Source organism: Pseudonocardia ailaonensis (assembly GCF_039531635.1).
Lineage (GTDB): Bacteria > Actinomycetota > Actinomycetes > Mycobacteriales > Pseudonocardiaceae > Pseudonocardia > Pseudonocardia ailaonensis.
In genome coordinates this window covers 34456-53839 of sequence record NZ_BAAAQK010000007.1, presented here as the reverse complement: position 1 = coordinate 53839, position 19384 = coordinate 34456, and the positions used below count along the sequence as shown (strand labels likewise).

The window sequence follows — 19384 nt, the reverse complement described above, 5'->3', positions numbered from 1 at the left end:
CCGCCGGTCAGGTGGTCCGGGCCGGGTCGCGGCCCGCCACACCGAGGGCCCGCTCGAACGCCGGGCGGTCCTCGGCGACGGCGACCTCCGGGCCGATCCAGCCGGCGTCGCGGCCCATGGCGGCCATGCCGGACATGGCCTCCAGCGTCACCTCGCCCAGCGCCGGCGGCACGGCGAGCTCCTGGCCGGTCGCCGTCGCGAGGTCCCAGGAGTGGACGACGAACTCGCCGGTCATCATCGCGCCGATGGCGGCGGCGGGCATGGGGCCGCCACCCAGGTGGGACTCGCCCTCCCACACGGCCGGGTCCGCCCAGGCGGCCGCCGCGGCGGCGCCCTCCTTCGCGGCGGCCTCCGCCCACTCGGCCTCGGGGAGGTCGCGCAGGAAGGGCGCCCGGTCCGTGGCGGCCCAGGACTCCGGCCAGGGTTCGCGGGTGGCGGCGTGGTGGGCGAGCAGGAAGCCGAAGGCCAGGTGGTTCACCACGTCGGCCACGGTGTAGTCCGAGCACGGCGTGGAGTCCGTGTACCGCTCCGGGCCCGCCCCACGGATGGTGGCAACGGCGAGGTCGACGGCGGCTGCGAGATCGTCTGCTGCGGTCATGGGCACCAGCCTGCCCCGGTTCCGCGGGCGCGCATTGGATTTCTGCGACACGTACGCTGGATCGGGTGCCGTCGCTGCAGCTCGCCGAGCTCGACCGGGCCCTGGACCTGCTGTCCGGGCGCCCGCTCGTCGCCCTGACCGGGGCGGGGCTGTCCACGGACTCCGGCATCCCGGACTACCGGGGCCCCGGCTCCCCGGCGCGGCGGCCGATGACCTACGGGGACTTCGTGTCCGGCCCCGCGGCGCAGCGCCGCTACTGGGCCCGCAGCCACGTCGGCTGGGCGCGGATGCGCAGGGCCGCACCGAACCCCGGGCACCATGCGCTGGCCGCGCTGGAGTCCGCCGGTGTGCTGCGGGGCCTGATCACGCAGAACGTCGACGGCCTGCACACCGAGGCCGGCAGTCGGGCGGTGATCGACCTGCACGGCCGGATCGCGGACGTGATCTGCCTGTCCTGCAAGGAGATCAGCCCGCGCGCGGCGCTGCAGGAGCGGTTCGAGCAGGCCAATCCCGGGTTCGCGGAGTCGGTCGGGCCGGAGATCGAGACCGCCCCGGACGGCGACGTGCTCCTGGAGGCCACGGACGGCTTCCGGCTGGTCGGCTGCACCACCTGCGGCGGCCCGCTGAAGCCGGACGTCGTGTTCTTCGGCGAGAACGTGCCGAAGGAACGGGTGCTGGCCTCGTACGCCCTGGTCGACGGGCTGGTGGGCGGCGGCGCGCTCCTGGTGGCGGGCTCGTCGCTGGCGGTGATGTCCGGGCTGCGGTTCGTCAAGCACGCGGAGAAGCACGGGGTGCCCGTGGTGATCGTCAACCGGGGCGAGACGAGGGGCGACCCGCACGCCACCCTCCGGGTCGACGGCGGCTGCTCCGAGGTCCTGTCGGCCTTGGCCGCCACCCGCCCAGGCCGCGTCATGGAACCATAACGCGCCCAGGAGCCGTCAGAAACTGCGTTATGGTTCCATGACGCAGTTGGTCAGCGGCGGCGGGTGAGGGCTCCGGCGATCCGGTCGACGAGGCCCGCCGTGAACCAGCAGAGCGGCAGCAGGACGACGATCGCCAGCAGCACCTGGAACGGGAAGGCGAGCTGGGTGACCCACAGCTCCACCGCGTCCCACCAGTCCGCGATCGCTCTCGACACGACTCACACGGTAGCCGGGCCTGCGGGGCGTTAGGTTCGGGGCATGTTCGCCGTGTATGCCGCTGAGCCCAACGCCGACGCTCCGCTCGACTCGCTGACCGTCGGGGAACGCCCGGACCCCGAGGTGCCCGAGGGCTGGGTGAAGGTGAAGGTCACCGCCGCCAGCCTCAACATGCACGACCTGTGGACGCTGCGCGGCGTGGGGATCAAGGCGGAGGCCTTCCCCATGATCCTCGGCTGCGACGGCGCGGGCACGCTCGAGGACGGCAGCCCGGTCGTCGTCCACTCGATCATCGGCGACCCGACGTGGAGCGGCGACGAGACGCTCGACCCGAAGCGCACGCTGCTCACCGAGGTGCACCAGGGCGCGATGGCCGACCACGTCGTCGTCCCGAAGCGGAACGCGGTGCCGATGCCCGCGGGCATCACCGCGGCGCAGGCGGCCGTGATGGGCACCGCGTGGCTCACCGCCTACCGGATGCTGTTCACCAAGTCCGGCCTCCAGCCGGGCCAGACGATGCTCGTCCAGGGCGCCTCGGGCGGGGTCTCGACGGCGCTGGTCCAGCTCGGCCGCGCGGCCGGCATGACCGTGTGGGTCACCGGCCGCACCGAGGAGAAGCGGAACCTCGCCGAGAAGCTCGGGGCGCACGCCGTGTTCGAGTCCGGCGCCCGGCTGCCCGGCAAGGTCGACGCCGTCTTCGAGTCCGTCGGCGAGGCCACCTGGAAGCACTCCATGCGGGCGCTGCGGCCGGGCGGCGTGATCGTCTGCTGCGGCTCGACCAGTGGGCCCAACCCGGGTGCAGACCTCCAGCGGCTGTTCTTCCTCCAGTTGAGCGTGATCGGTTCCACCATGGGGACCCGCCAGGAGCTCGCGGACCTCCTCGCCTTCGTCGCCAACGCGGGCATCACCCCGGAGATCGGCCTCGAACTGCCCCTGGACCAGGCGAAGGACGGCTTCCGCGCGATGCTCGACGGTGATACGGCCGGCAAGATCGTGTTCACTCACTGACACCGGTAACGTTGCTGTCCGCCCGGATTCCTCGAAGACTGAGGCAATCGGGGCGGGCAACAAGTACAGTCGGTCATCGTGTCCGAGCCACTGAGTCCCCAGGCGTCGGGGTTCCGCGGTCCCACCGCGACGATCCCGGCGCCGCGCGTACCCGGTCTCGTCGAGCTACTCGACCGGGTCGAGCGTGCTGTGTCGGCCGCGCTCACCCCGGTCACGACGCAGCACGGAGTCAGCCGAGACGGCTGGCGAGTCCTGTTGATGCTCGCCCGCGGCTCCACCTCCGGAGGCCGCAGCATGGGCGAGATCGCCACCCACACCGCGCTCCCCGCGCCCACCGCCACCCGCGTCGTCGACCGACTGGTCACGGACGGGCTGGCTTACCGGCAGAACGACCCGGTGGACCGGCGGCGCGTGCTCGTCCACCTGGCCGCGGGCGGCCGTGAGGTGGTCGAACGCGTCTGCGGGAGCATCGAACGCCGCGTCGGCACCGCCCTCGGTGCCGCCCGGACTCCGGAGCGGGTGCAGCTCGCCCGGCTCCTCGACGACCTCGCCACCGCCGGCGACGAGGTCCACTAGCTCCCTGTCGGGCCCATGGTCGGCTCCGCGAGCTCCGCCTCCGAGCCGATGGTCGGCTCCGCGAGCTCCGCCTCCGCCGGTTCAGCAGTGAGCCGGCCCTACTTCTTTGCCTTGTCCGGGGACGAGTCCGTGGACAGCGCCGCGACGAAGGCCTCCTGTGGCACCTCGACCCGCCCGATCGTCTTCATCCGCTTCTTGCCCTCCTTCTGCTTCTCCAGCAGCTTGCGCTTGCGGCTGATGTCGCCGCCGTAGCACTTCGCGAGGACGTCCTTGCGGATGGCGCGGATGGTCTCGCGCGCGATGATGCGCGAGCCGACGGCGGCCTGGATGGGCACCTCGAACTGCTGGCGCGGGATGAGCTCGCGCAGCTTCGACGCCATCGTCGTGCCGTAGCCGTACGCCGAGTCCTTGTGCACGATCGCCGAGAACGCGTCGACCGGCTCGCCCTGCAGCAGGATGTCCACCTTGACCAGGTCGGACTCCTGCTCGCCCGCCTCCTCGTAGTCGAGGCTGGCGTAGCCGCGGGTGCGGGACTTCAGCGCGTCGAAGAAGTCGAAGATGATCTCCCCGAGCGGCATCGTGTAGCGCAGCTCGACGCGGGTCTCGGACAGGTAGTCCATGCCGCCGAGCTGGCCGCGCCGGCTCTGGCAGAGCTCCATGATCGTGCCGACGAACTCCGACGGCGACAGGATCGTCACCTTCACGACCGGCTCGAAGATCTGCCCGACCCGCCCCGTGGGCCAGTCCGACGGGTTCGTGACGGTGAGCTCCACGCCGTCGTCGCGGATCACGCGGTACACGACGTTCGGCGCGGTGGAGATGAGGTCGAGGTCGAACTCGCGCTCGAGCCGCTCGCGGGTGATCTCCAGGTGCAGCAGGCCGAGGAAGCCGCAGCGGAAGCCGAAGCCCAGGGCCGCGGACGTCTCGGGCTCGTAGGTGAGCGCGGCGTCGTTGAGCTGCAGCTTGTCGAGGGCCTCGCGCAGGTCCGGGTACTGCGAGCCCTCCACCGGGTAGAGCCCGGAGTAGACCATCGGGCGCGGCTCGCGGTAGCCGGTGAGCGCCTCGGTGGCCCCGTGGCGCTGGGAGGTCACGGTGTCGCCGACCTTGGACTGCCGGACGTCCTTCACCCCGGTGATGAGGTAGCCGACCTCGCCGACGCCGAGGCCCTCGGTGGGCTTGGGCTCCGGGGAGACGATCCCGACTTCCAGCAGCTCGTGTGTGGTGCCCGTGGACATCATCTTGATGCGTTCGCGCGGGGTGATCTTCCCGTCGACGACCCGGATGTAGGTGACGACGCCGCGGTACGTGTCGTAGACCGAGTCGAAGATCATGGCGCGGGCCGGGGCGTCGGGGTTCCCGACGGGGGCGGGCACCTTGCGGACGCACTCGTCGAGCAGGGCCTCGACACCCATGCCGGTCTTGGCGCTGACCCGCAGCACGTCCTCGGGCTCACAGCCGATGATGTGCGCGATCTCGGCGGCGTAGCGGTCCGGGTCCGCCGCCGGCAGGTCGATCTTGTTGAGGACCGGGATGATCGTCAGGTCCTTCTCGAGCGCAAGGTAGAGGTTCGCCAGCGTCTGCGCCTCGATGCCCTGCGCCGCGTCGACCAGCAGGATCGCGCCCTCGCAGGCCTCCAGCGCGCGCGAGACCTCGTACGTGAAGTCGACGTGCCCGGGGGTGTCGATCAGGTGCAGGACGTGCTCGGTGTCCCCGACCGTCCACGGCAGGCGCACGTTCTGCGCCTTGATCGTGATGCCGCGCTCGCGCTCGATGTCCATGCGGTCCAGGTACTGCGCCCGCATGGCCCGCGGGTCGACCACGCCGGTGATCTGCAGCATGCGGTCCGCCAGCGTCGACTTGCCGTGGTCGATGTGGGCGATGATGCAGAAGTTGCGGATGCGCTCCGGCGGCGTGAACGTGCGGTCGGCGTACGTCGTCACTCAGGATCCATTTCCGGTACTGGGGTTCGCGTCCATCGTCCCATGTCGGGTGGTGTGGCCTCGCAGGCCGGGCGCCCGTCACCCGGGTGTGAGGCGCGACACGGCGGGGTACCCGGCGCCATGGACTCCGTGAGCGCCGGTACGCCGAGGTCGTCGCAGCCCGTCGATCCGCCCCCTGGTGAGGGACGGCGGGACGAGGACCGCGGCGGGATCTGGCGCTCGGGCCGCCATGCGGCCGAGGACCGGGCCGCGGCGGCCGGGCGGCACGCACCGGCGTCCGGGCCACGGGCGGCGGATCCGGACGGGTCCGGGCAGGCCGCGCACGGACCCGCGGGCTCACCGGACCCGTCGCACGGACCCGCGGGCTCACCGGACCCGTCGCACGGACCCGCGGGCTCACCGGACCCGTCGCACGGACCCGCGGGCTCGCCGGACCCGGAGGCCGACCCGGCCACCCGGCGGATCCCGGTCCGGCACGACGACGGCGGGGCGCCGGCCGACCTCCACCGCACCGGTCCGCAGAGCACCGGACCCCAGGACACCCGCCCCCCGGACACCGGGCCGCAGGGTGCCCGGCCGCACATGGCCGGGCCGCAGGGTGTGCATCCGCAGGGGGTGTATCCGCACGGTGCGGGGCAGCAGGGCACCGGTCCGCAGGGAGCTGAGCCGCAGAGTTCCGGACAGCAGGGTTCCGGACCGCAGGGTCCGGAGTCGCTCGTGGGGAGCACGGTCCACGATCGGTCGGGTGCCGCGCTCGGCAAGGTGACGAAGATCGTCCCCGGCCCCGACGGCAGCCCCTGGGGCGTGGTGCGGTCTCGGTTCGGCGGCTCCCGCACCGTGCCGCTCGAGGGCGCAACGCCGGGCGACCGCGACGGACACGTCTCGGTCCCCGTCGACCGGCGCACCTTCCGCAGCGCCCCGGCCGGCGGCCCGGACGCCGAGACCGCACGCCACTACACCGGCCGCGGCGCCCTCACCGCCGCCCACGAGTACCAGCACGAACGCTTCGGCGGGCTCAAGGTCGGCTCCGCCTTCTTCGGCTGGCTCGTCGCCGTCGGCCTGACGGTGCTGCTCGGCGCGCTCGCGTCGCTGGTCGTGCGGCTGGCCGGGGTCTCCCCCGCGCTCGACGCCGCACCGGGCCAGGACCCGCGGATGCTCGGGATCGCGGGCGGGATCGTCGCCGTCGTCGTGATGCTGCTGGCCTACTTCGCCGGCGGCTACGTCGCGGGCCGGCTCGCCCGCTTCGACGGCGCCCGCAACGGTGTCGCCGTCTGGGCCATGGGGGTGGTGGTGACGGTCGCGATCTCGATCGCCACCGCGGTGACCGCCACCGGCACGGGACTCTTCGCCGCCCTCCGGGTGCCGGGCATCGCGGTGTCGGGCGAGGCCCTGACCCTCACCGGCGTCATCGCCCTCCTGATCGCCGCCGCCGTCGCCCTCATCGGCGCGGTCGCGGGCGGCAAGGCGGGCGAGCGCTACCACCGCCGGGTGGACCGCGCCGCAGAGACCGCCCTGGCCCCCTGACCCACCCTGCCGCCCCGTCCCGCCCCTCCCCGCGAGTCGGCACTTCCGGGAGCGCGAGTCGGCACTTTCGGGAGGCCGAATGTGACGGTGGCGAGCGTCGGCGTCGGGTGCGCGAGGAACGCCGGGCCGAGGTGTCGCCGCCGTCGGCAGCCCATCGCGCTTCGCACGGTTCCGCGCGCTGGGCGTCGCCGGCCGTCCGCGCGCTGGGAGCCGCCGGCCGGCAGCGCGTCACCGGCAATCCGTGTCGTGCGGTGTCGGCGGTTGTCGTGCAGGGGCGGCCCCGCACACGTCGTCAGCGTGTGTTTCGGCCTCCCGAAAGTGCCGACTCGCGGGTTACGGGGTGGTGCCGTCCCACTCGTCCAGGGGGCGCAGTGCCAGCGCCAGTCGGTGAGTCTCGGGCGGTCGCCCAGGGGGGCGCGGCCGTTGGCCCAGCGGAGGGTGGGCCAGGAGCGCTCGTCGTGGGGTGCCCACGGGAAGAGCCGGCGCAGGACGTGGGCGGCGAGGTGCGCGTCGGGCTCGAAGGCCAGGCCCAGGCCACGGGCGGCGTCGTCGGTGTGCAGCAGCAGCTCGTCGCACGCCATCGCGGCGAACCCGGAGGGATCGGCGGCGCCGTCGGGGTGGTAGCCGCGGATGTCGTCGGGCGAGGCGTCGACGACCGCGGCCAGCACCGTCGCGGCCGACCCGACCGTGGCGAGCAGGACCTCCGGTGGACGGTCGGCGCGGACCGTGAGGTCCAGGGCCTCTCGCTCGGGACCGCCCTCGGGACCGCCGGCAAGGTCCGCGGCGTACCAGTACAGCGCGGCCGCCACGTGTGCGACGACCTCCGCGACCGACATGTCGAGGGTCCCGGCCCGCGCCGACCAGTCCCGCCCCACGGCCCCGCCGAGGAAGCCGGTGCAGGCCTCCGCCGCGGTACGCACGTCGTCGCTGCGCATCCGGACACGGTACGCGCGCTCCCCCTGCCGCGCGGCTCCTGCGCCACCCGCCCGTGGGACCTCCGACCCGCTCGTGGGCGATCGCGGCCGGTGCGCGAGGCCGAGATCGAGGCAGGCCTCCGACGCCGGCCCGGTGGTCGGGCGGCTGCCCGGACCGGAACCGCCGTCAGGCGGTCGGCGCGCCCTCCGGCACCGGGCTCCACCGGGCGATCTCCGCGGCGACCTGCGCCGCCGTGCCCCGCGGGCCGACGTGGCGGTCCGGGCGGATCGCGATCACCTCGCCCGGCTCCGGTGCGTAGGCCGCGGCCAGGTGCCCGTCCGCGTCGAGGACGTCCACGCCCACCTCGACGAGCCGGCCCGGGCCCTCGGGCCGCACCCCGAACCCGAGCTGGGTCCACCGCGGCACCCTGAGCAGGTCGAACAGGCGCGCCGGTTCCCCGTCGGGGGTCCGCAACGGCGCATCCGGTGCACGGTCGCCGGGGCGCGCGCCGGGCCCCGCCGAGAGGGGCGCCAGCGGGCCGCCCCGGTAGGTCAGCCCGAGCTGCATGGCCTCCTCACCTTCCGCGCCGCGGTTGCCGAGCCCGCGCGTGGACAGCAGCGACGACAGCCCCAGCACCCCGGCCGCGATCGGCAGCCGCTCCGCCTCGTAGGTGTCCAGCAGGGCGGGATCGGCGCCGCGCAGGACGCTGCCGAGCTTCCAGCCCAGGTTGACGCCGTCCTGGATCCCGGTGTTGAGGCCCTGCCCGCCCGCCGGCGAGTGGACGTGCGCCGCGTCGCCGGCCAGGAACACCCGGCCGGCCCGGTAGCGGTCGACCATCCGCACGTTCATCCGCCACCGGCTGCCCCAGGTGACCTCGCGGACCCGCACCCCGGTCGTCACGGAGTCGATCGCCGCCTGGAACGCCTCGGGGCCCGGCTCGGGCATCGCAGCCCCCGGCATCACCGCCGCCTGGAACTGGAAGGTGTCCGTGGAAGGCAAGGGGCACAAGGCCAGGAACGGGTACTGCTCCGACGCCCAGCCGTGCCAGGCGTCCCGGTCGAGCCCCTCGAGCCGGACGTCGCCGAGCAGCATCCGGGCCTCCTCGTACGTCTCACCGAGGAAGTCGACGCCGATCAGTTGCCGCACCGTGCTGCCGCCGCCGTCCGCCCCCACGACGTACCCGGCCTCGATCCGCTCCCCGCCGACCGTCGCGCCGCCGTCGTCCAGCGCCGTCACGCGCCGGCCCCACTCGACCTCCACGCCCAGCTCGGAGAGCCGCTCGCGCAGCACCTGCTCGGTCCGCCACTGCGGCACCATCAGCGAGCGGGCCCAGGGCGTGTCCGGCGTCGGCTCGGCACCCGGATGCAGGTCCACCTCGGTGCCGGTCCGGTCCGTGCGGTCGGCGTACTGCCGCAGGGGCATCCGGAACCGGCCCCACGACACGAGCCGCCCCGCCAGGCCGAGCGCATCGAGCACCTCGAGGGTCCGGGGCTGCACCCCCTTGCCGCGCGAGCCCGCGAACGGTGCCTGCGCACCGTCGACGACCCGCACCGTCGCCCCCCACTCGCGGAGCGTCACCGCTGTCGCGAGCCCGGTCGGGCCCGCCCCCACCACCAGCACATCCGTCATGCGACCGACGCTAGCACGCTTCTGATACTCAGTGTCAAAAGAATCTGAGTCTTAGATCGGACGTCGTGTCATACTCCGGACATGAGCGGCCTGCGCGAGCGCAAGAAGGCCCGCACGCGCGCCGATCTGCAGCGGCACGCCCTGCGGCTGATCCGGGACCGGGGCTGGGCCGAGACCACCGCGGACGACATCGCGGCGGCCGCCGAGGTCTCCCGCAGCACCTTCTTCCGCTACTTCCCCAGCAAGATCGACGTCGTCCTGTTCGACGACGTCGATCCCCTGATGGCGGAGGCGATGGCCGAGCAGCCTGCGGGAACCCCCCTGCTGGTCGCGCTGCGCCGGTCGCTGACCACCGCGTTCGGCCGGCTCGATCCCGAGAAGCGCGAGCTCGAGGAGCTGCGGATGCGCCTCGCCGCCGAAATCCCCGAGATCTCCGCGGCCCTGCGCGAGCGCGGCGGCCTCGAGATCGACACGTTCGCCGCGGCGCTCGGCGAGGGCTTCGGCCTGGACCCGGGCTCGATCGACGTGCAGCTGTTCTGCGGGCTGTTCCTCGGCGCCCGCTCGGCCGCCCGCTCGCTGGTGCAGCGGGAGCCCGGCCGCAGCTACATCGACACCCTCGACATGACCCTGCGGCGTCTCGAGCAGGGCGTCCCGCTGGCCGACGTCACGATCCCGGGGGACCGGGAACCACCGCCGCCCCGGCCCGTCGAGCACGACGGTGGGGCACGGTCGCCCGCGGCGCCGGCCGCTTCCCAGCGCGGATTATCGGATGGCCGATGACTTTTCGGTCCGCCTACTGTCGGTACTGCGAGACCCGCACGCGAGACTTGGAGATCCGGCATGACCGCCCACGACGCACCCCCCGCCCCGGCCGGGACGGCGCCCCGCTCGGCCTCGACGGTGGTCTGGCTGCTCGTCGGCTCGGCCTTCGTCATGATCCTCAACGAGACGATCATGAGCGTGGCGCTGCCCGTGCTCGTCACGGACCTGCAGGTCACCGTCGGCACCGCCCAGTGGCTGACGTCCGGGTTCCTGCTGGCCATGTCCGTGGTCATCCCGGTCACCGGGTACCTGCTGCAGCGGCTCACCCCGCGCACCGTCTACCTCGGGTCGATGACGGCGTTCAGCCTCGGCACGCTGATCTGCGCGCTCTCGCCGGGCTTCGCGATGCTGATGACCGGGCGCGTGGTGCAGGCGCTCGGCACGGCCGTGATGCTCCCGCTCCTGATGACCTCGGTGATGCGGCTCGTCCCCGCCGAGCGGCGCGGCGCGACCATGGGCACGATCACCGTCGTCATCGCCGTGGCGCCGGCCATCGGGCCGACCATCTCCGGGCTGGTCCTCTCGACGCTGGGCTGGCGCTGGATGTTCCTCATCGTGCTGCCGATCGCCCTGATCGCCCTGGCCGTCGGCACCGTGCTGATGCGACTGTCCGGCGAGACCCGGGCGATCCCGCTCGACTGGGTGTCCGTGGTGCTGAGCGCGCTCGGGTTCGGCGGGCTGGTGTTCGGCCTGTCGAGCATCGGCGAGGCCGCCCGCGGTGAGGCCCTGCTGCCGCCGTGGCTGCCCATGGTGGTCGGCGCCGTGGCGCTGCTGGTGTTCGTGCTGCGCCAGCTGCGACTGCAGCGCGACGGCCGCGCCCTGCTCGACCTGCGCCCGCTCACGATCCGGCCGTTCGTGGTGTCCGTGGCCCTGGTCGTCCTCGGCATGATGTCGCTGTTCGGCGCGCTGATCCTGTTGCCGCTGTACATGCAGGACGTACTGAAGGTGTCCGCGTTCGTCACCGGGCTGGCGGTGCTGCCCGGCGGGCTGGTGATGGGGCTGCTCGGCCCGATCGTCGGGCGCCTCTACGACCGGGTGGGCGCGCGCCCGCTCGTCATCCCCGGCGCGGTCGTGCTCGCACTCTCGCTGTGGGGCTTCACCACGATCGGCGCGGCCACGCCGATCGGCCTGCTCGTCGGGCTGCACGTCGTCCTGATGACGAGCCTGTCGCTGATGTTCACCCCGCTGATGACGGACGCGCTGGGCCGCCTGCCCGGCGAACTCGACTCCCACGGCAGCGCCATCCTGGCCACGCTGCAGCAGGTCGCGGGGGCCGCGGGCACCGCGCTGTTCGTCACCCTGATGGTCGTCTTCGCCGCGACCCCGGGCGTGGCGGCGGACGTGCCGGGCGCGCGGGCCGCGTTCCTGTGCGCCGCGATCATCGCGACGGTCGCGGTGCCGATCTCGCTGATGGTGAGCCGCAAGCAGGCCGCCTGAGCTTGCCCCGCCGGCCCCGTTGGGGTTATAACCCTACTTATAACCCCAACAGGGAGACGACCCGTGCCGAAGATCAACGTGTACCTGCCGGACGAGCTGGCCGCCGCCGTGAAGGAGGCCGGCATCCCGGTGTCCTCGGTGTGCCAGCAGGCGCTGGCGGACGCGGTGCGCGCGGCCGGCGGCGCTCCCCCGGCCGCAGGAGGAGCGGACATGAGCGGAACGCCGGGCTGGAACAGGTTCACCGCGCGGGCGCGCACCGCGGTCAAGGGAGCGCTCGCCGCCGAGCCGCCCACCACGACCGCGCTGCTCGCGGCGATCGTCGACGAGGGCGAGAACCTGGCGCTCACCGTGCTCGCCACCCTGGACGTCGAGCCGCCGGACCTGCTCGCCGAGGCCCGCGGGCTGGGCGAGCCGACCCCGCTGGCCGACGCGCTGGAGCGCAGCACCACCGAGGCGCTGCGCCTGGAGCACAACTACATCGGCTGCGAGCACCTGCTGCTCGGGCTCGCGACCGGCCCGCAGGACGACGCCGTGGTCCGCGCCCTGACCTCCACGGGCCTGACCGCGGACAGGCTCCGGCTGGCGGTCTCCGCCGCGGTCGCGGGCGTGGCGTTCACGAGGAGCCAGCAGGCGAGCGCGGGCCTCTCGGGCCCCGTCCGCACGATCCTCGAGGACATCCGCACCCGCCTGGGCAAGCTGGAGCGCGGCACGAGCGGCACGGCCACCTGAGTCACGCCAGGCGGGTCATCTTCACCGTCACGTCCAGGGCCTCCGCGTTGCCGCCGGAGTAGATGCCCTTCAGGGGGCTGACGTCCCCGTAGTCCCGGCCGACCCCCAGCCACACGTGCCGCTCGCCGGTCGGGATGCCGTTGGTCGGGTCGTACCCCCACCAGCCGCCGGTGCGCGCCTCGATCCAGGCGTGGCTCTCCCCGGACACCGTCTCGCCGACCGCGGTCTCCTTGCGCGGCAACAGGTATCCGGAGACGTACCGGGAGGGGATGCCCATCTCGCGCAGCAGCACGAGCGTGAGGTGCGCGTAGTCCTGGCACACGCCCTTGCCCGCCTGCCAGGCCTCGGCGGCCGAGGTGTGGACCCCGGTCGTCCCCGCCTGATAGGTCATGACCTCCCGCACCTGGTCGCACGCGGCGAGCACCGCGTCGGCCGGCTCCTTGCCCTTCTTGAGGGCCTTCGCGAGCTTCGCCAGCTCCGGATCGCGGCTGACGTACTCGGTGAACTCGAGCATCTCGGTGTAGCGGTCCCGGATCGGCTCGGACGCCAGCTCCGCCCAGGTGGTCTCGCGGACCGGCTCGGAGTCCTCCCCCGTCTCGACCACCGAGGTGCCCGTGACCAGCAGCTCCGTGTGCGGCGCGTGCAGGTCGAACGCGGTGACCTGGGTGCCCCAGTAGTCCTCGTAGCGGTAGGCCCGGGTGGCCGGGACGGTCTCGACCCGGCTGACGACGGCGTTCTGGTGCGCGTCGCTGCGCGGGGTCAACCGCACCTCGTTGTAGGTCTCCAGGACCGGGGCACTGTACTTGTACCCGGTCTCGTGCACGACCCTGATCCGCCAGCTCATCTCACACCACCTCCGGCGCCGTCCACGCCACCCAGGGGGCGGCGTGGAAGAACTGCAGCGAGACGGCCTCGCCGACCTCGCGGATGCACTCCTGCAGGCCCTCGAGCTGGGCGGGCAGGTCGTCGAGCAGTGCCTCCGGGCGCAGGAACTCGAGCTCGCTGCGCGCCCGGCCGAGCAGCCGCAGCGCCTCGGCGTTCGCCCCGACCCGGGCCGTCGGCCGGTTGTCGAGCTGGGCCAGGCACGTCTCGGCCTCCCGGAGCGCGTGGAACACCGAGCGCGGGAACAACCGGTCCATGAGCATGAACTGCACGACGCGCACCGCGTCGACGGCACCGCGATAGGTCCGCAGGTAGGTGTCCTGGGCGCCGGCGGAGCGCAGCACCAGGAGCCAGGCCGGCGAGCTCATCCGGTCCGACACCCGGCTCATCAGCAGCCGGACCACCATGTCGACGCGTTCCACCGAGCGTCCGAGCAGGTAGAAGCGCCACGAGTCGTCCCGGCTCATGGTGCTCGCGGCCAGCCCGGAGAACATGGCCGCCCGGTCCTCGATGTAGCTGAAGAAGGCGTGCGGGCCCACCCACCGCGCGTAGCGCTGTCGCTCCGGCACCGCGTTCCACGTGACGTTGAGGCACTCCCACATCTCCGAGGAGACGACCTCGCGGGCGCCGCGGGCGTTCTCGCGCGCGCTGGTGATGGAGGAGACGATCGAGCCGGCGGTCTCGGCGGAGTAGCCGAGCAGCTCGGTCAGCCCGAAGGCGTCCAGCGGCTCCGACGTGCCGGGATCCACCCCCATCACGGCGAGCAGCCGGCGCGCGGCCGCGTCGACGTCGATGGTGGCGTCCTCGAGCAGCTGGTGGACGGACACGTCGAGGATCCGGGCCGTGTCGTCGGCGCGCTCGACGTAGCGGCCGATCCAGAACAGGGACTCGGCGTTGCGGGCGAGCATCAGGCGTCCCTCCCCTGCTGTTGCTGCTGTTGCTGTTGCTGCTGGCCGATCGTCAGCTCCGGGCCCTGCTCGGCCGCCGGGCCGCTGGCCGGGGCGTCCGAGGCGATACCGCGCTCGCCCAGCTCCCGCTCGGCCTCGGTGGAGCGGCTCGCCGCCAGCACCCAGGTGTCCTTCGAGCCGCCGCCCTGGCTGGAGTTCACGACCAGCGACCCCTTCGGCAGGGCCACCCGCGTGAGCCCGCCCGGCAGCACGAACACGCCCTCGCCGTCGTTCACCGCGAAGGGCCGCAGGTCGACGTGCCGCGGGACCAGCCGGTCGTCCACCTTGGTCGGCACGGTCGACAGCTGGACGACGGGCTGCGCGATCCAGCCGCGCGGATCGGTCCGGATCGCCTTGCGCGCGTCCCGCAGCTCCTTGGCGCTCGCGTTGGGCCCGAACAGGATGCCGTAGCCGCCCGAGCCCTCGACCGGCTTGATGACGAGCTCGTGGAGGGTGTCGAGGACCTCCTCGCGCTCGAGGTCGAGCCAGCACCGCAGGGTGGTGACGTTCGGGATGACCGGGCGCTCGCCGAGGTAGTACTTGATCATCTGGGGGACGTAGGTGTAGACGAGCTTGTCGTCGCCGACCCCGTTGCCCACCGCGTTGGCGATCACCACGTTGCCCGCGCGGGCGGCGTTCATGATCCCGGCGACGCCGAGCACCGAGGTCGGCTGGAACTGCAGCGGATCGAGGAAGTCGTCGTCGATGCGCCGGTAGACGACGTCGACGCGCTGCTCCCCCTCCGTCGTCCGCATGTAGACGAGGTTGTCCCGGCAGAACAGGTCCCTGCCCTCGACCAGCTCCAGGCCCATCTGCCGGGCGAGCAGCGAGTGCTCGAAGTACGCCGAGTTGTAGACGCCCGGGGTCAGCACGACGACGGTCGGGTCGGCGACGTTCGGGGCGGCGGCCGCACGCAGCGCCCGCAGCAGGTGGGTGGAGTAGTCGCCGACCGCGCGCACCCGCTGGCGGGTGAACAGGTCAGGGAAGACCCGCGCCATGGTGCGGCGGTTCTCCATCACGTAGGACACGCCCGACGGGTTGCGGAGGTTGTCCTCCAGCACCCGGAACGTGCCCTCCTGGTCGCGGACGAGGTCGATGCCGGCCACGTGGATCCGCACCCCGTTGGGCGGGTTGAGCTGGTTGGCGGAGCGCTTGAAGTGCTCGCAGCTGGTGATGAGGCGCCGCGGGACGACGCCGTCGCGGACGATCTGGGCGTCGTTGTGCACGTCGTGCAGGAAGGCCTCGAGTGCCTTCACCCGCTGCACGATGCCGCGCTGCAGCCGGCTCCACTCGCTCGCCGAGATCACCCGCGGCACGATGTCCAGCGGGAACGGGCGCTCCTGGCCGGAGAGGCTGAACGTGATGCCCTGGTCCAGATAGGCGCGGTCGAGCGCCTCCGAGCGCGCGGCGAGGTCCGCGGCGGCGGTCGGGGCGATCGCGTCGTGCAGGTGCCGGTAGGGGGCACGCACGCTGCCGTCCGGCGAGAACATCTCGTCGAACGCGTCCGGGTTGGGCCGGTCCGGTTCGAGGTAGCCGGCGAACAGGGCGTCGTCGGCCCCCGATGTCCCTGCTGGTCTACGGTCGAGTGCGCGGCTCACGACGGTCATCTTGACCGGTCGGACGGGGCCGGGCCAGACGGGACGGGTTACGTCGATGTCAACGGCACGGCGCCGCTCACCGGGGTGGTGGGGGGCCGCAAGGGGCCGTCTGTAAGATGGACAGCCGAGTGCTCGGCGTGCTCGCTCGCATCGGAAACCACGGTCGGGATCGCCGGAGCCCCCCGAAGCGAGAGTCCACCCAGAGTCAACCGAGTACGACTGAAGAGGCACACCAGCGTGGCGAACATCAAGTCCCAGATCAAGCGCGTCAAGACCAACGAGAAGGCGCGCCAGCGCAACAAGTCGGTCAAGTCGTCGGTCAAGACCGCTGTCCGCAAGTTCCGCGAGGCGGCCGACGCCGGCGACACCGAGAAGGCCCTCGAGCTGCAGCGCGCCGCGGCCAAGGCCCTCGACAAGGCGGCCGGCAAGGGCGTCCTGCACAAGAACCAGGCCGCCAACCGCAAGTCGGCGATCGCGAAGCGCGCCGCCTCGCTCTCGGCCTGATCCCGGACCCGGCCTGATCGCAGAGTCTCCGCGCCCGACGGGGCGCGGTCGCGCTCCTCGGTGAGCGTTCCGACGACGGCGCTGCCCTTTCCCGTGGGGCAGCCCCGTCGTCGTGTCCGGGGCACCGGGCTGGGGCGCCGGGCCCGTGGATGAGCGAACGGCACTCTCGCTCATACCTAGTGAGCGAACGGCACTCTCGCTCCTGACCGGTGAGCGAACGGGCCGCCGCGCGGTACCGGGCCGGCGGGCGGGATCTCGGGGTCAGCTCGTGCCGCGGGCGTCGACGATCGCCAGGACCGCCCGTTCGAGGGCGTAGCCGGGGTCGGCCGCCGCGCCCTTGACGTCCGCGTTGACCTGCGCCGTCGCCGCGATCGCGACCGCCAGCCCGTCCGGGTGCCAGGAGCGGACCTGCCCCTGGGCCTTGCGGATCTTCCAGGGCGGCATGCCGAGGCTGCCGGCCAGCCGGTTGGGATCCCCCCGCCCGGCCGAGCCGACCTTCGCCAGCGTGCGCACCGCATCCGCCAACGCGTCGGCCACCAGGACCGGCGCGACCCCGAGCACCAACGCCCACCGCAACGCCTCGAGCGCCCCCGACCGGTCCCCCGCCACCGCCTTGTCGGCCACCGCGAAGCCGGACGACTCCGCCCGCCCGCGGTGGTAGCGGCGCACGGCGTCGCCGTCGACCCGGCCGCCGGTGTCGGCGACGAGCTGCGCGGTGGCGGCGGCGAGCTCGCGCAGGTCGGAGCCCACGGCCTCCAGCAGCGCCGCCACGGCGTCCGCGGTGATCATCCCGCCCTCGCGCTTCGCCTCGGCGCGCACGAACTCCGCCCGCTCCTCCGCCCGGGAGAGCTTGTCGCAGCGGGTGACGTTCGCGCCGCGCTTGCGCAGGTCGTCCATCAGCTGCTTGCCGCGCGCCCCGCCCGCGTGCACCGCGACCAGCACGATCCCGTCGGCGGGTTCGGCGGCGTAGGCGAGGATCGCCGCGGCGACCTCCTTGCCGGCCTCGTGCGCGCCCTGGACCACCACGACGCGGCCCTCGGCGAACAGCGACGGGCTCAGGTGCCCGGCCAGCTCGCCCGGCGTGATCTCCGACGGCTTGAACCGCATGATGTCGGCCGCGGGATCCGCCGCCCGGGCCGCCCGCAGGATGCCCTGCACGGCCCGCTCGACCAGCAGCTCCTCCTCACCCACGACCAGCTGGAGCGGGTCGGGCGGCTTCGTGGCCGGCATGGGGCTCCTCACTCGGTACCGCGCCGCGCGGGGCGGCTCGGGGCTGTCGGGGGACGGGTCCCCCGCATCGTCGCGCACCGCACCGACAATCCGTGACCCGGCTCCCAGATCCTGGATTCCGCTGGCAGGGGCGCCCCGAGGTGCCGTAACGTGCACGGCATCCGGATCTTTCGGGCCCAGTGCGGCCCGCGGCCGGGGAACAACTTCACATGGCTCATCCAGAGGGGCAGAGGGAACGGCCCGTTGAAGCCCCGGCAACCGGCGTCGAACGACGATCCGCGCGTTGCACCTTCGTGGTGTGCGCACGTCGACGAACCAGGTGCCAATTCCGGCCCGCGCGAGCGGGACAGATGAGGAGATCTGATGACTCTCACTGCTGACACCACTGCGACCTCGTACGACCTCGGCTCCGCGCGCGCCCTGTCCTGTCGGGAGTGCGGCCACCAGAGCGCGCTGGCCGCCGAGTTCGCCTGCAGCCAGTGCTTCGGCCCACTCGAGATCGCGTACGACTTCCCGAAGGTCACCCGCGAGTCCATCGAGGCCGGCCCCAAGTCGATCTGGCGCTACCAGGACCTGCTCCCCGTCCCGTCGGACGTGCGCGAGCACGCCAACACCGAGCCCGGCTTCACCCGCCTCATCCAGGCGGACCGGCTCGCCGCCGAGCTCGGCGTGCGCAAGCTCTGGATCAAGGACGACACCGGCAACCCCACGCACTCCTTCAAGGACCGGGTCGTCGCCGTCGCCCTCGCCGCCGCCCGCGAACTCGGCTTCTCCGTGCTCTGCTGCCCCTCGACCGGCAACCTGGCCAACGCCGTGGCGGCCGCGGCCGCGCGGGCCGGCTGGGACTCCGTGGTCCTGATCCCCTCCAACCTGGAGCAGGCCAAGATCACCACGACCGCCGTCTACGGTGGCACGCTGCTCGCGGTCGACGGCAACTACGACGACGTCAACCGCCTGGCCACGGAGCTGGCCGCGGAGCACGAGGACTGGGCGTTCGTGAACGTCAACGTCCGGCCCTACTACGCCGAGGGCTCCAAGACCCTGGGCTACGAGGTCGCCGAGCAGCTCGGCTGGCGGCTCCCGGACCAGATCGTCATCCCGGTCGCCTCCGGCTCGCAGCTCACCAAGGTGGACAAGGGCTTCGGCGAGTTCGTGAAGCTCGGCCTGGTCGAGGACAAGCCCTACAAGATCTTCGGCGCCCAGGCCTCCGGCTGCTCGCCCGTGGCCACCGCGTTCGAAGCCGGCGTCGACTTCATCCAGCCGGTGAAGCCGGACACCATCGCCCGCTCGCTCGCGATCGGCAACCCGGCGGACGGCCCGTACGTGCTCGACTCGGTGCGCCGCACCGGCGGTGCGGTCGGCCAGGTGACGGACGACGAGGTGCGCGAGGGCATCACGCTCCTCGCCCGCACCGAGGGTGTGTTCGCCGAGACCGCCGGCGGCGTCACGGTGGCCACCGCGCGGAAGCTGATCGAGGCCGGCCTGATCGACCGGGATGCCGAGACCGTCCTGCTGATCACCGGCGACGGCCTCAAGACCCTCGACGCCGTGTCCGACACCGCGCGCCCGACCGCCACCGTGCCGGCCACCAGCGCCGCCGTCGCGGAGGCCCTCGAGGGCCGCTGAGCGTCCTCCCACCGGGAGCGGCGGCGGGTCCACCACCGCTCCCGGGGCCTGACCTCCTCGGCCGGGTGGCGCCGCGGCAGTGCTCGGCGCCCTCACCCGGGGCTGCGGATCGGGACCGGCGCCGTCGTCGGGGTCCCGTCCACGCCGTCGCCGGCGGCGCCGCCCCCGTCTCGTCCCGCGCGGGGCCGGGAGCGGCTCGCCCCGGGCCACGATCTCGTCCGCGGCGGTCACCGCGACGTCCCCGCTCTGGTCGGTGCGCCGCACCACCGTCCCGGACCGG

Annotated in this window: 18 protein-coding genes and 1 riboswitch; of the genes, 9 read left to right on the top strand and 9 right to left on the bottom strand. The window is 73.2% G+C overall.

Going from position 1 to position 19384, the window contains the following annotated elements; genetic code table 11:
* Positions 1-7 precede the first annotated feature (7 nt).
* Positions 8-598, bottom strand: coding sequence for a TIGR03086 family metal-binding protein (locus ABD324_RS14930; RefSeq protein ID WP_344416855.1), 591 nt, complete (start codon positions 596-598; stop codon positions 8-10).
* A gap of 56 nt (positions 599-654) precedes the next feature.
* On the opposite strand from ABD324_RS14930, the gene ABD324_RS14925 reads away from it, so the two are divergent.
* Positions 655-1521 (top strand): Sir2 family NAD-dependent protein deacetylase, encoded by an 867-nt coding sequence (locus ABD324_RS14925; protein ID WP_425565858.1) that lies wholly within the window; start codon positions 655-657, stop codon positions 1519-1521.
* 50 nt (positions 1522-1571) lie between these two features.
* On the opposite strand, the gene ABD324_RS14920 is transcribed toward ABD324_RS14925, so the two are convergent.
* On the bottom strand, positions 1572-1736 hold the full coding sequence (locus tag ABD324_RS14920; RefSeq protein ID WP_344416849.1) for a hypothetical protein: 165 nt from the start codon (positions 1734-1736) through the stop codon (positions 1572-1574).
* Between the two features lie 43 nt (positions 1737-1779).
* Here ABD324_RS14920 and ABD324_RS14915 point away from each other — a divergent pair, with 43 nt between their 5' ends.
* The gene (locus ABD324_RS14915) at positions 1780-2745 is read left to right on the top strand and encodes a quinone oxidoreductase family protein (RefSeq protein ID WP_344416847.1); all 966 of its coding nucleotides are present in this window, start codon (positions 1780-1782) and stop codon (positions 2743-2745) included.
* 78 nt (positions 2746-2823) lie between these two features.
* Positions 2824-3321 carry a MarR family winged helix-turn-helix transcriptional regulator gene (locus ABD324_RS14910; RefSeq protein ID WP_344416845.1) on the top strand — a complete coding sequence of 166 codons (498 nt, stop codon included), beginning with the start codon at positions 2824-2826 and terminating at the stop codon, positions 3319-3321.
* Between the two features lie 98 nt (positions 3322-3419).
* Here ABD324_RS14910 and lepA read toward each other — a convergent pair whose 3' ends face one another.
* Positions 3420-5261 carry a translation elongation factor 4 gene (gene lepA / locus ABD324_RS14905; RefSeq protein ID WP_344416843.1) on the bottom strand — a complete coding sequence of 614 codons (1842 nt, stop codon included), beginning with the start codon at positions 5259-5261 and terminating at the stop codon, positions 3420-3422.
* Positions 5262-5390: 129 nt separating this feature from the next.
* On the opposite strand from lepA, the gene ABD324_RS14900 reads away from it, so the two are divergent.
* Positions 5391-6785 carry a TIGR04086 family membrane protein gene (locus tag ABD324_RS14900; RefSeq protein ID WP_344416841.1) on the top strand — a complete coding sequence of 465 codons (1395 nt, stop codon included), beginning with the start codon at positions 5391-5393 and terminating at the stop codon, positions 6783-6785.
* On the opposite strand, the gene ABD324_RS14895 is transcribed toward ABD324_RS14900, so the two are convergent.
* Together ABD324_RS14895 and ABD324_RS14890 are read right to left on the bottom strand one after the other, a co-directional pair.
* The gene (locus tag ABD324_RS14895; RefSeq protein ID WP_344416839.1) at positions 6737-7720 is read right to left on the bottom strand and encodes a maleylpyruvate isomerase N-terminal domain-containing protein; all 984 of its coding nucleotides are present in this window, start codon (positions 7718-7720) and stop codon (positions 6737-6739) included. The genes ABD324_RS14900 and ABD324_RS14895 overlap by 49 nt on opposite strands.
* A gap of 166 nt (positions 7721-7886) precedes the next feature.
* Positions 7887-9329 carry an FAD-dependent monooxygenase gene (locus tag ABD324_RS14890; protein ID WP_344416837.1) on the bottom strand — a complete coding sequence of 481 codons (1443 nt, stop codon included), beginning with the start codon at positions 9327-9329 and terminating at the stop codon, positions 7887-7889.
* An 81-nt stretch (positions 9330-9410) separates the two neighbouring features.
* Here ABD324_RS14890 and ABD324_RS14885 point away from each other — a divergent pair, with 81 nt between their 5' ends.
* The 3 genes from ABD324_RS14885 to ABD324_RS14875 all read left to right on the top strand — a co-directional run bounded on the left by ABD324_RS14885 (position 9411) and on the right by ABD324_RS14875 (position 12317).
* Complete coding sequence (locus tag ABD324_RS14885) at positions 9411-10109, top strand: TetR family transcriptional regulator (protein ID WP_344416835.1); 699 nt, start codon at positions 9411-9413, stop codon at positions 10107-10109.
* A 60-nt stretch (positions 10110-10169) separates the two neighbouring features.
* On the top strand, positions 10170-11588 hold the full coding sequence (locus ABD324_RS14880) for an MDR family MFS transporter (protein ID WP_344416833.1): 1419 nt from the start codon (positions 10170-10172) through the stop codon (positions 11586-11588).
* A 63-nt stretch (positions 11589-11651) separates the two neighbouring features.
* Complete coding sequence (locus tag ABD324_RS14875; protein ID WP_344416831.1) at positions 11652-12317, top strand: Clp protease N-terminal domain-containing protein; 666 nt, start codon at positions 11652-11654, stop codon at positions 12315-12317.
* Between the two features lies 1 nt (position 12318).
* On the opposite strand, the gene ABD324_RS14870 is transcribed toward ABD324_RS14875, so the two are convergent.
* Genes ABD324_RS14870 through ABD324_RS14860 form a run of 3 tightly spaced genes read right to left on the bottom strand, consistent with a single transcriptional unit; the run spans position 12319 to position 15753 of the window.
* A complete protein-coding gene (locus tag ABD324_RS14870; protein WP_344416829.1) occupies positions 12319-13161 on the bottom strand; it encodes a transglutaminase family protein in 843 nt (280 codons plus the stop codon).
* Position 13162: 1 nt separating this feature from the next.
* Positions 13163-14107 carry an alpha-E domain-containing protein gene (locus tag ABD324_RS14865; protein ID WP_344416827.1) on the bottom strand — a complete coding sequence of 315 codons (945 nt, stop codon included), beginning with the start codon at positions 14105-14107 and terminating at the stop codon, positions 13163-13165.
* Positions 14107-15753, bottom strand: a complete 1647-nt coding sequence (locus ABD324_RS14860; protein ID WP_425565853.1) for a circularly permuted type 2 ATP-grasp protein — start codon at positions 15751-15753, stop codon at positions 14107-14109. Before ABD324_RS14860 ends, ABD324_RS14865 begins: the two co-directional genes overlap by 1 nt.
* 228 nt (positions 15754-15981) lie before the next feature.
* Here ABD324_RS14860 and rpsT point away from each other — a divergent pair, with 228 nt between their 5' ends.
* A complete protein-coding gene (rpsT, locus tag ABD324_RS14855) occupies positions 15982-16248 on the top strand; it encodes a 30S ribosomal protein S20 (RefSeq protein WP_344416823.1) in 267 nt (88 codons plus the stop codon).
* A 261-nt stretch (positions 16249-16509) separates the two neighbouring features.
* Here rpsT and holA read toward each other — a convergent pair whose 3' ends face one another.
* Positions 16510-17478: a DNA polymerase III subunit delta gene (gene holA / locus ABD324_RS14850; protein WP_344417254.1), complete on the bottom strand. Its 969-nt coding sequence runs from the start codon at positions 17476-17478 to the stop codon at positions 16510-16512.
* A gap of 211 nt (positions 17479-17689) precedes the next feature.
* Positions 17690-17835: riboswitch (SAM riboswitch) on the top strand.
* A 6-nt stretch (positions 17836-17841) separates the two neighbouring features.
* Between holA and thrC the strand changes: the two genes are divergently transcribed.
* Entirely contained in the window at positions 17842-19104 is a 1263-nt protein-coding gene (thrC, locus tag ABD324_RS14845) for a threonine synthase (RefSeq protein ID WP_344416821.1), read from the top strand.
* Positions 19105-19384 lie beyond the last annotated feature (280 nt).